This is a genomic window from Mycobacterium montefiorense (assembly GCF_025823255.1).
Classification (GTDB): domain Bacteria; phylum Actinomycetota; class Actinomycetes; order Mycobacteriales; family Mycobacteriaceae; genus Mycobacterium; species Mycobacterium montefiorense.
The window spans coordinates 171,055-184,025 of record NZ_JACKVL010000012.1 but is presented as its reverse complement, the minus strand read 5'-3'; the positions used below and the strand labels follow the sequence as shown (position 1 = coordinate 184,025).

Annotated in this window: 14 protein-coding genes and 1 tRNA gene; 8 read left to right on the top strand and 7 right to left on the bottom strand. The window is 65.3% G+C overall.

What is annotated here, in order from left to right; genetic code table 11:
- Positions 1-2: 2 nt before the first annotated feature.
- From H7K34_RS10505 to nth, 3 genes are read right to left on the bottom strand one after another with little or no spacing between them, the layout of a single operon-like run.
- Positions 3-848, bottom strand: coding sequence for an NUDIX hydrolase (locus H7K34_RS10505; RefSeq protein WP_264061836.1), 846 nt, complete (start codon positions 846-848; stop codon positions 3-5).
- Positions 845-1,480 carry a TlpA family protein disulfide reductase gene (locus tag H7K34_RS10500; RefSeq protein WP_264061835.1) on the bottom strand — a complete coding sequence of 212 codons (636 nt, stop codon included), beginning with the start codon at positions 1,478-1,480 and terminating at the stop codon, positions 845-847. Before H7K34_RS10500 ends, H7K34_RS10505 begins: the two co-directional genes overlap by 4 nt.
- Before the next feature lie 13 nt (positions 1,481-1,493).
- Positions 1,494-2,174 (bottom strand): endonuclease III, encoded by a 681-nt coding sequence (nth, locus tag H7K34_RS10495; protein ID WP_264061834.1) that lies wholly within the window; start codon positions 2,172-2,174, stop codon positions 1,494-1,496.
- Between the two features lie 161 nt (positions 2,175-2,335).
- Here nth and H7K34_RS10490 point away from each other — a divergent pair, with 161 nt between their 5' ends.
- On the top strand, positions 2,336-2,722 hold the full coding sequence (locus H7K34_RS10490; protein ID WP_264061833.1) for a hypothetical protein: 387 nt from the start codon (positions 2,336-2,338) through the stop codon (positions 2,720-2,722).
- An 87-nt stretch (positions 2,723-2,809) separates the two neighbouring features.
- Complete coding sequence (gene crp, locus H7K34_RS10485) at positions 2,810-3,484, top strand: cAMP-activated global transcriptional regulator CRP (protein ID WP_036465140.1); 675 nt, start codon at positions 2,810-2,812, stop codon at positions 3,482-3,484.
- 93 nt (positions 3,485-3,577) lie between these two features.
- On the opposite strand, the gene H7K34_RS10480 is transcribed toward crp, so the two are convergent.
- Genes H7K34_RS10480 through H7K34_RS10470 form a run of 3 tightly spaced genes read right to left on the bottom strand, consistent with a single transcriptional unit; the run spans position 3,578 to position 5,010 of the window.
- Positions 3,578-4,372 carry an MBL fold metallo-hydrolase gene (locus tag H7K34_RS10480; protein WP_264061832.1) on the bottom strand — a complete coding sequence of 265 codons (795 nt, stop codon included), beginning with the start codon at positions 4,370-4,372 and terminating at the stop codon, positions 3,578-3,580.
- Positions 4,373-4,377: 5 nt separating this feature from the next.
- The gene (locus H7K34_RS10475; protein ID WP_264061831.1) at positions 4,378-4,833 is read right to left on the bottom strand and encodes a RidA family protein; all 456 of its coding nucleotides are present in this window, start codon (positions 4,831-4,833) and stop codon (positions 4,378-4,380) included.
- A gap of 15 nt (positions 4,834-4,848) precedes the next feature.
- Positions 4,849-5,010 (bottom strand): DUF4177 domain-containing protein, encoded by a 162-nt coding sequence (locus tag H7K34_RS10470; RefSeq protein ID WP_108920250.1) that lies wholly within the window; start codon positions 5,008-5,010, stop codon positions 4,849-4,851.
- Positions 5,011-5,120: 110 nt separating this feature from the next.
- Between H7K34_RS10470 and H7K34_RS10465 the strand changes: the two genes are divergently transcribed.
- Positions 5,121-6,143, top strand: coding sequence for an ArsA family ATPase (locus H7K34_RS10465; RefSeq protein WP_264061830.1), 1,023 nt, complete (start codon positions 5,121-5,123; stop codon positions 6,141-6,143).
- Complete coding sequence (locus tag H7K34_RS10460) at positions 6,140-7,297, top strand: ArsA family ATPase (protein ID WP_264061829.1); 1,158 nt, start codon at positions 6,140-6,142, stop codon at positions 7,295-7,297. Before H7K34_RS10465 ends, H7K34_RS10460 begins: the two co-directional genes overlap by 4 nt.
- Before the next feature lie 251 nt (positions 7,298-7,548).
- Here H7K34_RS10460 and H7K34_RS10455 read toward each other — a convergent pair whose 3' ends face one another.
- Entirely contained in the window at positions 7,549-7,899 is a 351-nt protein-coding gene (locus H7K34_RS10455) for a WhiB family transcriptional regulator (protein WP_108920246.1), read from the bottom strand.
- A 361-nt stretch (positions 7,900-8,260) separates the two neighbouring features.
- On the opposite strand from H7K34_RS10455, the gene ponA2 reads away from it, so the two are divergent.
- The 4 genes from ponA2 to H7K34_RS10435 all read left to right on the top strand — a co-directional run bounded on the left by ponA2 (position 8,261) and on the right by H7K34_RS10435 (position 12,938).
- The gene (ponA2, locus tag H7K34_RS10450) at positions 8,261-10,681 is read left to right on the top strand and encodes a transglycosylase/D,D-transpeptidase PonA2 (protein WP_264061828.1); all 2,421 of its coding nucleotides are present in this window, start codon (positions 8,261-8,263) and stop codon (positions 10,679-10,681) included.
- Between the two features lie 57 nt (positions 10,682-10,738).
- A complete protein-coding gene (locus H7K34_RS10445) occupies positions 10,739-11,698 on the top strand; it encodes a metallophosphoesterase (RefSeq protein ID WP_264061826.1) in 960 nt (319 codons plus the stop codon).
- Positions 11,695-12,801, top strand: a complete 1,107-nt coding sequence (gene cds1, locus H7K34_RS10440) for an L-cysteine desulfhydrase Cds1 (RefSeq protein ID WP_264061825.1) — start codon at positions 11,695-11,697, stop codon at positions 12,799-12,801. The genes H7K34_RS10445 and cds1 overlap by 4 nt, the downstream gene beginning before the upstream one ends.
- Positions 12,802-12,861: 60 nt before the next feature.
- A tRNA-Pro gene (locus tag H7K34_RS10435) sits at positions 12,862-12,938 on the top strand.
- Positions 12,939-12,971 lie beyond the last annotated feature (33 nt).

Genomic DNA, 12,971 nt, shown 5'->3' with positions numbered 1-12,971 from the left:
GTTCACCGCGCGCCGCCCTGCCTACCGACCAGAACCATCGCGTCGTCGAGTTCACGTACGTCGTTGGTGTCCCAGGGCTTTGCCCAGCCGGCGACATCGAGCACCGCAGAGATCACCTGGCCAGTGAAACCCCAAACCAACATCTGGTTCAGCAGAAACGCCGGGCCGGCCCAACGGTTGCCGAGGTCGCCACGGTAGACCATCAGCCGGTTGTCGGGATTGATGAAGGCGCGCACCGGAACCCGCGACACGATCGCCGTTTCGGCCTCGTTGACCACGGCGACAGGTCCGGGATCGGGCGAGTAGGCCAGCACCGGAACGACATGGAACTGCGACGGAGCGATGAACGTCTTTTCCATCGTGACCAGAGGGTGCAGCCGGGTGACATCGATCCCGGTCTCCTCGTGGGCTTCTCGCAGTGCGGTGTCCACCGGTCCGTGATCTTCGGCGTCGAATGCACCGCCGGGAAACGCCGCCTGGCCCGCATGGTGTCGCAGCGACGAAGCCCGCACAGTAAGCAGCAGGTCAGCGTCGTCGGGCACACCGCCGTCGGCCGGTCCGGACTCGGGACCCGAAAACAGAACCAGCACAGCGGCCTCGCGGTCGTCGCGGTGGGCGGATGCTGTCCTCGCCGCGGTCACCATCGCCAACACGTCGGCCGGCAGCCGGCGCCGGTAGGCGTCTGGCATCTGACCCACGTTGTCCAGCAATGGACGCAACCAGGATGGGCAGACATCGGGCGTGAGGGGAACCGTCCCCGGTGCGCGGGCGGCACCCCCAGCACTCACCGGCGCCTCCTTGTCGGGTCCACCTGCCCAGCTGAGTTTCGGGCCGCCGAACTCGGTCATGCCTCGTTTCCGACCGCGGCCGCGATCTCGTCGGCAGTCACGAAATCCCGCAGCAGCGTCTGGGCAACGCTACCGTCCGGCCGTAGCACCACCGTCGCGGGCACCACATTTGCGACCTTGAGTGCTGCAGCGATCAGCCGCCGTCCATCCTGCAAGGTCGGGAGGCGAACACCCAGCTCCGCCAACCGCAACAACGCAGCGGTCTCATTCTCGTCTTGATGCACGGTCACCACCACGACGTCGGATCCGACGCGTCGCTGATATTCAGCCATCGCGGGCAGTTCGGCCGCGCACGGCGCGCACCAATACGCCCACAGATTGATGACCACCCGGCGTCCGCCCAGGGCCCGAGCGACGTCGACGGTGGATCCGTCGCCGGCGCAGTCGACCAGCACCGTCTGCAAGGCCGCCGGACCGGGAGCATTACCCGGCGCAGGGCACGGCAGCAGGTTCGCCCGTGCCCGCGGACCGGCCAGCGCGGCCGGTGTGTCGGCGTCGCGATGTTCGCGATTGGGCGACGGCCGGCCCGGCGTGGTCGTCGGGGACTCGTCGCGCAACTGGGCGACCAGCGCGGCCGTCAGCGCGACCACCACCGCCAAGATCGCGATGGTCCAGCGAGTTCTCGAGGTCAACGTCGCGGCCGTATTACAGCCCGACCAGGGAGAGCAGATGCTCGGCTTCGGGGCCCTGCACCAGCGGCGCCGCCAGCGCCGGTTCGGTAGGGCCGAGGCCGAACGATGGGCAGTCTTTCGCGAGAACGCAGACGCCACACGCCGGTTTGCGCGCGTGGCACACCCGGCGGCCGTGGAAGATCACTCGATGGCTCAGCAGGGTCCATTCCTTGCGTTCGACCAGTTCACCGACCGCGTGCTCGATCTTGACCGGGTCCTTCTCCTCGGTCCAGCGCCATCTGGCCACCAGCCGCTGGAAATGGGTGTCGACGGTGATCCCGGGGATGTCGAAGGCGTTCCCGAGGACGACGTTGGCGGTTTTGCGCCCGACCCCGGGCAGCGTCACCAGCTCGTCCATGGTCGAGGGCACCTCGCCGCCGAACCGCTCGACCAGGGCTTGACCCAAGCCGATCAGCGAGCTCGCCTTGTTGCGGAAGAAGCCAGTGGGACGGATGAGGTTTTCTAGCTCGTCGCGATCAGCTTTTGCATAATCGACCGCCGATTTGTATCGCGAGAATAATGCCGGCGTTGTCAGGTTCACCCGTTTGTCGGTGCTTTGCGCTGAAAGAACGGTGGCCACCGTCAGTTCCAGCGCCGAAGAGAAGTCCAGCTCGCAATGTGCGTCTGGAAACGCCTGTGCCAGTGTGCGATTCATCCGGCGCGCGCGACGCACCAAACCAGCTCGAGTTTCAGAAGACCAGCGCCGGGCAAGTCCGGAATCAGGCGCGGCGGGCGTTGATTTCGCACGCCCAGACGGCCTTGCCACTGTCACCTACGACAGAGTACTGATTTCGTGATCTCGCTGAGACCTTGGGCATGTTTACTCTCCTTGTGTTGTGGTTGCTGGTCGCCTGCGTACCGGGGCTGTTGATGCTCGCTGCGCTCGGCCTCGGTCGGCTCGAAAAGGAACTCGCCCGTGAGTCGATCACGGCGACCGACGTCGACGAGTTTCTGGATCAGGCGCGGGCCATGGACATGCACACGCTGGCCCGCGAAGGGATGCCGGAGGCGCTGGAATATCTGCATCGCCGTCAGGCCCAGCAGCTCGCGCTTTCCCCACCGCCCAGCGGCCGGCATCGCGCCGAATCGCTGCTCGCGACCGCTTTCACCGAGCCCCCGGCTCGTGCTGTACCCATGCGAATACACGCGCATTCAGGCGCAAATCCGCAATTTGAGGCGACTAGACACGTCAATCGTGTGTAGCGTTGGCACGTTGGCCTACCTCTAGACTCGTCACACGGGCGAGGCAGGCACCCAATATCACTTCGTTGGAAAGTTGAAGAGGGCAAAGTGGACGAGATCCTGGCAAGGGCAGGAATCTTCCAAGGGGTTGAACCCGGCGCAGTCACCGCGCTGACCAAGCAATTACAACCCGTCGACTTCCCGCGTGGACACACCGTTTTCGCGGAGGGGGAGCCAGGCGATCGGCTATACATCATCGTCTCGGGGAAGGTCAAGATTGGTCGCAGGTCACCCGATGGCCGGGAGAATCTGCTGACGATCATGGGGCCGTCGGACATGTTCGGCGAATTGTCGATCTTCGACCCGGGACCCCGGACTTCGAGCGCCACCACGATCACCGAGGTGCGCGCGGTATCGATGGACCGTGACGCGCTGCGGGCGTGGATCGCCGATCGTCCCGAGATCGCCGAGCAACTCCTTCGGGTGTTGGCTCGACGGCTCCGTCGCACCAACAACAACCTGGCGGACCTGATCTTCACTGACGTGCCCGGCCGAGTGGCCAAGCAGCTGCTGCAGCTCGCACAGCGTTTCGGCACCCAGGAAGGTGGTGCGATGCGGGTCACCCACGACCTGACACAGGAGGAGATCGCCCAGCTGGTGGGCGCTTCCCGGGAGACGGTCAACAAGGCGCTCGCCGATTTCGCCCACCGCGGCTGGATCCGCCTGGAGGGCAAGAGCGTGCTGATCTCGGACTCCGAGCGGCTGGCTCGCCGAGCAAGGTAGTTCGCCGAGCCGGTAAATTTGCGGGCAGCTACTCGAGCTTTGTCTGCGAAAATACTCGAGCTTTGTCTGCGAAAACTCAGTCTCGACGCAGGCTCACTCCTGCTGCAGATAGTCCAATTGCGCCTGCACGGACCACTCGGCCGCGTCCCAAAGCTTCTCGTCGACGTCGACATAAACGTGTTCGACGACCTGGCGGGCGGTCGCGTCGCCACCGAGCTCCCGCAGCGCGGCTCGCACCTGGTCCAGGCGCTCGTGGCGGTGCGTCAGGTAACCCGTCGTGACGGATTCCAGGTCGGCCAGGTCGGGCCCGTGGCCAGGCAACACGGTGCGCCGGCCCAGACCCCGTAGTCGTCGCAGCGATTCCAGGTAATCGGTCAGGCTGCCGTCTTCGTTGTCGATGACGGTGGTGCCGCGGCCGAGCACGCTGTCCGCCGTCAATACCGCGTCTTCGAGCAGAAATGACAGCGAATCGGCGGTGTGACCCGGCGTCGACATCACCTTGATCTTCAGGCCGGCCGCATCGATGACCTCGCCGTCGACCAGCTCACCGCCGAAGCCGCGCAGGAAGCCGCTGCCCGCCGAGCGCACGGTCGCGCCGGTGAGCTCGACCAGCTTGTCGATGCCATCGGTGTGGTCGCCGTGCCGGTGGCTGATCAGGACCAGGGCGATGCGGCCCAGCGCGGCGATCCGGGCGATGTGCTCGTCGTCGTCGGGCCCGGGATCCACGATGACCAGCTCATTGCTGTGTGGACCGCGCAACACCCAGGTGTTGGTGCCGTCCAGCGTCATCAAGCCGGGGTTGTCAGCCAGCAGGACCGAGGCAGTGTCGGTGACCGCCCGCAACCTGCCGTATGCGGGATGGGTCAGCGGCTCAGCGGTCTCGGCCACGGCCGTTAGCCGACCTCCACGATCAGCTCGACTTCGACGGGCGCATCCAGTGGCAGCTCGGATACACCCACTGCCGAGCGCGCGTGCGCACCTTGGTCGCCGAACACCTCAGCGAGCAGGTCGGACGCGCCGTTGACGACGCCAGGCTGGCCGTTGAAGCCGGGAGCGGAGGCGACGAAGCCGACAACCTTGACCACCCGGGTCACCGCGTCGATGCTCACCAGCGAGTTCACCGCAGCCAGCGCGTTGAGCGCACAGGTCCGCGCCATCGCCTTGGCGTCTTCGGGGCTCACGTCGGCACCGACCTTGCCAGTGCCCGCCAGCTTGCCGTCCGCTATCGGCAGCTGGCCCGAGGTGTAGACCAGATTGCCGGTCCGCACCGCGGGAACGTAAGAGGCCAGCGGCGCAACCAATTCCGGAAGCGTGACACCGAGTTGCCCCAGCCGGGCCGAAGCTTTCATCTGCTCGAGTCCTCTTTACTTGGGGCGCTTCAGGTAGGCGACGTGTTGCTCGCCGGTGGGTCCGGGCAGCACGGCCACCAGCTCCCACCCGTCGGCGCCCCATTGGTCGAGGATCTGTTTGGTGGCGTGCGTCAACAGCGGAACCGTGGCGTATTCCCATAGGGTCGGTTGGCTCATGACGCGAGCTTATCGGTCGGTCTTGGACGGCAAATGGGCTGCCCGGTAGACCGCAATCAGACGTAGCTACCCGATTTGCGGGGGGCCAGAAGGGCTCGGGCTAGCATGCGATGGTGGCAACCACTTCTACCGGCAACGCTGCTGTCGGCTGGCCGGCACGCCTGTCCAAGGCCCGCTTGCATTTCGTCACCGGCAAAGGCGGTACGGGCAAATCGACGATCGCGGCCGCGTTGGCGCTGACCCTGGCGGCCGGGGGCCGCAAAGTCCTGCTCGTCGAAGTCGAGGGTCGCCAGGGAATTGCGCAACTCTTCGATGTTCCGCCGCTGCCCTACGAAGAGGTGAAGATCGCGACCGCCGAGCGAGGCGGCCAGGTCAATGCCCTCGCGATCGACATCGAGGCCGCGTTTCTGGAATACCTCGACATGTTCTACAACCTCGGCCTCGCCGGACGCGCGATGCGTCGCATCGGCGCAGTCGAATTCGCCACAACGATCGCGCCCGGTCTGCGCGACGTGCTACTCACCGGCAAGATCAAGGAGGCGGTGGTGCGCCTCGACAAGGACAAGCTCCCGGTTTACGACGCGATTGTCGTCGATTCTCCACCGACCGGCCGGATCTCACGCTTCCTGGACACCACGAAGGCAGTGTCCGACTTGGCCAAGGGTGGGCCGGTGCACTCGCAGGCCGACGGCGTGGTGAAGTTGCTGCACTCCGACCAGACTGCCATTCACCTCGTGACCCTGCTGGAAACGCTGCCGGTGCAAGAGACACTGGAAGCTATTGAGGAACTTTCCGAGCTGCAGCTGCCGATCGGCAGTGTGATCGTGAACCGCAACATCCCGTCGTATCTGGAGCCCCGCGACTTGGCAAAGGCCGCCGAGGGCGACATCGACGCGGACGCGGTGCGCACCGATTTGAAGAAGGTCGGAATCGAACTCGCAGACAACGACTTTGCCGGCTTACTGACCGAAACCATCCAGCACGCCATCCGCATCACCGCACGTGCCGAGACCGCACAACAGCTCGACGCGTTGAAGGTGCCGCGGCTGGAATTACCCGCCATCTCCGACGGAGTCGACCTCGGCAGCCTGTATGAGTTGTCGGAATCGCTTGCACAGCAGGGAGTTCGATGAGTATTGCACCGAAAGCCCTTGATATGGCGGCAATTCTGGCTGACCGGGCCAACCGCGTGGTGGTGTGCTGCGGCGCGGGCGGCGTGGGCAAGACGACCACCGCAGCAGCGATGGCATTGCGCGCAGCCGAATATGGCCGCACCGTATGCGTTTTGACAATCGACCCGGCCAAACGGCTCGCGCAGGCGCTGGGCGTCAATGACCTCGGCAATACTCCGCAGCGGGTGCCGTTGGCTCCCGAAGTCTCTGGCGAACTGCACGCGATGATGCTCGACATGCGCCGCACCTTCGACGAAATGGTGATGCAATACTCCGGCCCGGAGCGGGCACAAGCACTGCTGAACAACCAGTTCTACCAAACCGTTGCCACCTCGCTTGCCGGCACGCAGGAGTACATGGCGATGGAGAAACTCGGCCAGTTGCTTGGCGAGGACCGCTGGGACCTGGTGGTGGTGGACACTCCCCCGTCGCGCAATGCGCTGGATTTCCTAGATGCGCCCAAACGGCTGGGCAGCTTCATGGACAGCCGACTGTGGCGCCTACTACTCGCACCGGGCCGAGGAATCGGTCGATTGGTCACCGGCGCAATGGGTTTGGCGATGAAGGCGCTGTCTACCATTATGGGTTCGCAGCTGCTCAGTGACATAGGGACTTTCGTGCAATCGCTGGAAGCCACCTTCGGCGGCTGGCGCGAGAAGGCGGACCGCACGTACGCACTGCTGAAAAGACGGGGCACTCAGTTCGTCGTGGTGTCCGCGGCCGAACCCGACGCGCTGCGCGAGGCGTCCTTCTTCGTCGACCGGCTGTCGCAAGAGAGCATGCCGCTTGCGGGACTCATCTTGAACCGCACCCATCCACTGTTGTGTTCACTGCCAGTAGAGCGGGCTATCGACGGTATCGAGTCACTCAGGTCTGACGCGGACCCCGATGCCGCGTCGTTGGCCAGTGCCGTGCTCAAGATTCACGCGGACCGAGGCCAGACCGCTAAGCGGGAGGTCCGGCTGCTGTCCCGATTCACCGGGGCCAATCCGAATGTGCCGGTCGTGGGCGTTCCATCGCTGCCATTCGACGTATCGGATCTGGAAGCCCTGCGTGCGCTGGCCGATCAGATCACCGCGGTCGGCGATGATGCGGCCCGCGCTGCGGACCGCTGAGCACTCGCAAAACGGGAGCCTTTACGGCCTGTTCAACCGGTCGCTAAGCACCTGCCAAAAACTAGGTACGCTGGCGAGCACTGCGCACAAGCCCAGCTATGTCGGCGAAATGCTATCGCGCACAAGCCAGTTGGCGCCAGAGCTGGCTATTGAACATACGCTGAACCAAGCCAGCGGTGTAACAGAAATGTAATAGTGTGGTTCGGCCTAACAGTGCGCCTGGCTATGCCGGCACACCAGCGGTCGGAGAGTCAGCTGACGCCCCGGCTCCTGCGCTTGTCGAAGAAATCGGACCACGATACGACCTCGGGGTGCTGCTTGAGCAGTGCCCGGCGCTGCCGCTCGGTCATGCCGCCCCAGACGCCGAACTCAACCTTGTTGTCGAGCGCGTCTGCTCCGCATTCCTCCATCACAGGGCAGTGGCGGCAAATCACCGCTGCCTTACGCTGGGCGGCTCCCCGGACAAAGAGTTCGTCCGGGTCAGTGGTCTTACATAGAGCTCTGGACACCCAGGCAATTCGTTCTTCGGCGTCCACACTGTGCAGCACCCCCTGTGCTGCCGCAATGTTGGTTCGGCGTGCTGCCGGTCGTGTTCCTGACACGAGCTGTTCCCTTCCTCCCGGTCGCAATTTACGACCGCCCTCCTCGGGTGGCAGATCGTTGATGCGATCCACGCCACACTGTGCGGATCGGTGTTACCTGAATCTCACCGTCTGTATAAGTTAGGTGGTCAGGGGCCAATTGCGCAACAGTCTGATAACGCTTTTTTTGGGACGGGCGTGCCGTCTTGTTGTTGAGCGTAGGCGCAGCCATGGGATCGAGTACCCCTTTTCGGTGGCTGATATGTAACTCAATCGATAACTTCCCATCCCCATCGTCAACAAAGCCGCTGGTCACGAGATCCTGATCCGCTGTGCGGATCGACGGAGCGTCGGACGAGAGGCGGCGGTTACTGTAGTACGCATGTCAGACCGCCCGCCGGCAGCTCTCACGATTCTTAAGCTTGCTGGGTGCTGTTTGTTGGCCAGTGTGGTCGCTACGGCGCTGATGTTCCCAATGGCGGGCGGGTTAGGACTGATGTCAAACCGGGCTTCCGAAGTCGTCGCCAACGGCTCGGCCCAACTTCTCGAGGGACAGGTGCCCGCGGTCTCGACGATGGTCGACGCGAAGGGCAACACCATTGCGTGGCTATATGAACAGCGCCGGTTCGAGGTGCCCACCGACAAGATCGCCAACACAATGAAGCTGGCGATCGTCTCGATCGAGGACAAACGATTCGCCGAGCACAACGGGGTGGACTGGAAGGGCACGCTGACCGGGCTGGCCGGCTACGCGTCCGGCGACGTCGGCACCCGAGGCGGCTCGACGATCGAGCAGCAGTACATCAAGAACTACCAACTCCTGGTCACCGCCAAGACCGATGCTGAAAAGCGCGCTGCCGTCGAAACCACCCCCGCACGCAAGCTGCGGGAGATCCGGATGGCGCTCACGCTCGACAAGACCTTCACCAAGCCGGAGATCCTGACCCGCTACCTCAACCTTGTCTCCTTTGGTAACGGCTCGTTCGGGGTGCAGGACGCCGCGCAGACCTACTTCGGTATCAACGCAGCCGATCTGAACTGGCAGCAGGCGGCGCTGCTGGCAGGCATGGTGCAGTCGACCAGCACACTCAACCCGTACACGAACCCCGACGGTGCGCTGGCCCGGCGAAATCTGGTCCTGGACACGATGATCGACAACCTGCCCCAGGAAACCGACGCGTTGCGCGCCGCCAAGGCGACGCCGCTAGGGATATTGCCGCAACCCAACGAGCTTCCCCGGGGCTGCATCGCGGCCGGCGACCGCGCGTTCTTCTGCGATTACGTCCAGGAGTACCTGTCGCGCGCCGGGATCAGTAAGGAACAGGTGGCCCGCGGCGGCTACCTGATCCGCACCACCCTGGACCCTGACGTGCAGATCCCGGTCAAGACGGCCATCGACAGGTTCGCCAGTCCGACCCTGCCCGGCATCTCGAGCGTGATGAGTGTGATCAGCCCGGGCAAGGAATCGCACAAGGTGATGGCGATGGCCAGCAACCGCACCTACGGACTCGACGTCGACGCCGGCCAGACCATGCGTCCGCAGCCGTTCTCGCTGGCGGGTGACGGCGCCGGGTCGGTGTTCAAGATCTTCACCACGGCCGCGGCGCTGGACATGGGTATGGGTATCAACGCCACCCTCGACGTGCCGCCGCGGTTCCAGTCCAAGGGCCTGGGTAGCGGAGGGGCCAAGGGCTGCCCCAAGGACACCTGGTGCGTCATCAACGCCGGTAACTACCGTGGGTCGATGAACGTGACCGAGGCGTTGGCCACCTCGCCCAATACCGCGTTCGCCAAGCTGATCTCACAGGTCGGGGTCACGCGCACGGTAGACATGGCGATCAAGCTCGGGCTGCGGTCCTACGCCGATCCCGGCACCGCCCGCGACTACAACCCCGACAGCAACGAGAGCCTGGCCGACTTCGTCAAGCGGCAGAACATCGGGTCGTTCACGCTCGGCCCGATCGAGGTGAACGCGCTCGAGCTGTCGAATGTCGCGGCCACGCTGGCGTCCGGCGGTGTGTGGTGCCCACCGAACCCAATCGACAAGCTGATCGACCGCAACGGAAATGACGTCGCCGTGACCACCGAGACCTGTGATCAGGTGGTGCCCACAGGCCTGGCCAACACCCTGGCCAACGCGATGAGTAAAGACGCCACGGGCGGCGGTACCGCGGCCGGTTCGGCCGGCGCCGCGGGATGGGATCTACCGGTGTCGGGCAAGACGGGCACCACCGAGGCCCACCGCTCCTCCGGGTTTGTCGGGTTCACCAGTCACTACGCGGCGGCCAACTACATCTACGACGACTCCACCACGCCGACGGACCTGTGCTCGTCCCCACTGCGCCATTGCGGCGAGGGCGACCTGTACGGCGGTAACGAGCCCGCACGTACCTGGTTCACCGCGATGAAGCCGATCGCCCTGAGCTTCGGCGACGTCAAACTGCCGCCGACCGACCCCCGCTACGTCGAGGGGGCACCCGGCTCACGAGTGCCGAGCGTCGCCGGCATGGACGTGGACTCGGCGCGCTCGCGCCTCAAAGACGCGGGCTTCCAGGTCGCCGACCAAACCAACTCGGTCAACAGCAGCGCGAAGTTGGGCGAGGTGGTCGGGACGTCGCCGACCGGAAATACGATTCCCGGCTCGGTCGTCACCATTCAGGTCAGTAACGGCATCCCGCCGCCACCGCCTCCGCCGCCGGATGGTGCGCCGCTGCCGATCGGTTCGCAGGTCGTGGAGATTCCTGGGCTGCCGCCAATCACCATTCCGCTGCTGGCGCCTCCGCCGCCACCACCGCCCCCGTAGGCAACGCGAAGGCGCGACACGTGCTCGTGAGTCCGCGGCCGGCAGTAGGCTGCGTGCATGGCTGATGTTTTGCCCGCCCTGATCCGCACCGGCGCCGTCGCGGTCGGTTCGACCATCGCCGGCATCGGTTACGCCGCGGTCGTCGAGCGCAATGCCTTTGTTCTGCGCGAAATAACCATGCCGGTCTTATCGCCGGGTTCCACACCGCTGCGGGTACTGCATCTCAGCGATCTGCACATGATGCCCAACCAGCGTCGCAAGCAGGCCTGGCTGCGCGAGCTGGCCGGCTGGGAGCCCGACCTGGTCGTCAACACCGGCGATAACCTGGCCCACCCCAAAGCGGTGCCGGCGGTCGTGCAGGCGCTCGGGGATCTACTGTCGCGCCCGGGTGTCTTCGTCTTCGGCAGCAATGACTACTTCGGGCCGCGCCTGAAGAACCCGTTGAACTACCTGACCAACCCGTCGCACCGGATAAAGGGCGAGCCGCTGCCCTGGCAGGATCTGCGGGCAGCGTTCACCGAGCGTGGCTGGCTCGACCTCACGCACACTCGCCGCGAGTTCGAGGTGGGCGGCCTGCACCTCGCCGCCGCGGGCGTAGACGACCCGCACATCGACCGCGACCGCTACGAGACGATCGCCGGTCCGGCCAGCCCCGCGGCGAACTTGCGACTGGGACTGGTCCACTCCCCCGAGCCGCGCGTGCTGGATCGCTTCGCCGCCGACGGCTACCAGCTGGTGATGGCCGGACACACGCACGGCGGCCAACTGTGTCTGCCGTTCTACGGCGCGCTGGTGACCAACTGCGGCCTGGACCGGTCCCGCGCGAAGGGGCCGTCACGCTGGGGCGCCAACATGCAGTTGCACGTTTCGGCGGGCCTGGGCACCTCCCCGTTTGCGCCAGTCCGGTTCTGCTGCCGGCCCGAAGCGACCCTGCTGACGTTGATCGCCGCCCCGATGGGTGGCCGCGACTCCCGCAGCGACCTGGGCCGCACCCAGCCCGCGGCATCGTTGCGTTGAACGACAGGACCCAGATCGCGATCCACAGCCACTCACGAAGCTGGGCGGACAACGCGATCCGATTGATCGAAGCCGATGCCCGTCGCAGCGCCGATACCCACCTGTTGCGCTACCCGCTGCCGGCGGCCTGGGGCACGGATGTCGACATCGCGCTGTATCTCAAGGACGAGTCGACGCACATCACCGGCAGCCTCAAGCACCGGCTGGCGCGGTCGTTGTTCCTCTATGCGCTGTGCAACGGCAGGATCGGCGAGGGCACCACGGTCGTCGAGGCGTCGTCGGGTTCGACGGCGATATCCGAGGCCTACTTCGCGTCCCTACTGGGGCTGCCGTTCGTCGCCGTGGTCCCGGAGAGCACCAGCGCCTCCAAGGTGGAACTAATCGAATCACAGGGCGGCCGTTGCCATTTCGTGCAGAACTCCAGCGAGGTGTACGCCGAGGCGCAGCGCGTCGCCCAAGATGCCGGCGGCCACTACATGGACCAGTTCACCAACGCCGAGCGAGCCACCGACTGGCGCGGCAACAACAACATCGCGGAGTCGATCTTCGCGCAGATGCGCGACGAGGAGTACCCGATTCCGGAGTGGATCGTGGTGGGTGCGGGCACCGGCGGAACCAGCGCGACCATCGGCCGCTACATCCGTTACCGGCGGCACGCCACCGGGCTGTGCGTCGTCGACCCGGAGAACTCCGCGTTCTTTCCCGCCTACGCCGAACAGCGCTACGACCTGGTGATGAATGCATCGTCTCGCATCGAGGGGATCGGCCGGCCGCGGGTCGAACCGTCGTTTCTCCCCGATGTCGTCGACCGGATGGTCGCGGTGCCCGACGCGGCGTCGATCGCGGCCGCCCGCCATGTCAGCGCCGTACTGGGACGACGGGTGGGGCCGTCGACGGGCACCAATCTGTGGGGCGCTTTCGGGCTGCTCGCCGAGATGGTTGCCGCGGGCCGCAGCGGCTCGGTGGTCACGCTGATCGCCGACAGCGGCGACCGCTACGCCGACACCTATTTCAGTGACGAGTGGGTCGGTGCTCAGGGCCTCGAACTCACCGGTCCCGCCGAGGCGCTGGTCGACTTCGAGCGCAACTGCAGTTGGACGTAGCCCGCAGCCAGCGGTTTGGCGAGTCGACGGGCGGGTGCGATACGCTGTCGTGGCTTCAAGCGGGGTGTGGCGCAGCTTGGTAGCGCGCTTCGTTCGGGACGAAGAGGCCGTGGGTTCAAATCCCGCCACCCCGACCATGAAACAGGTTCTCGATGCGCATTTCGAGAACG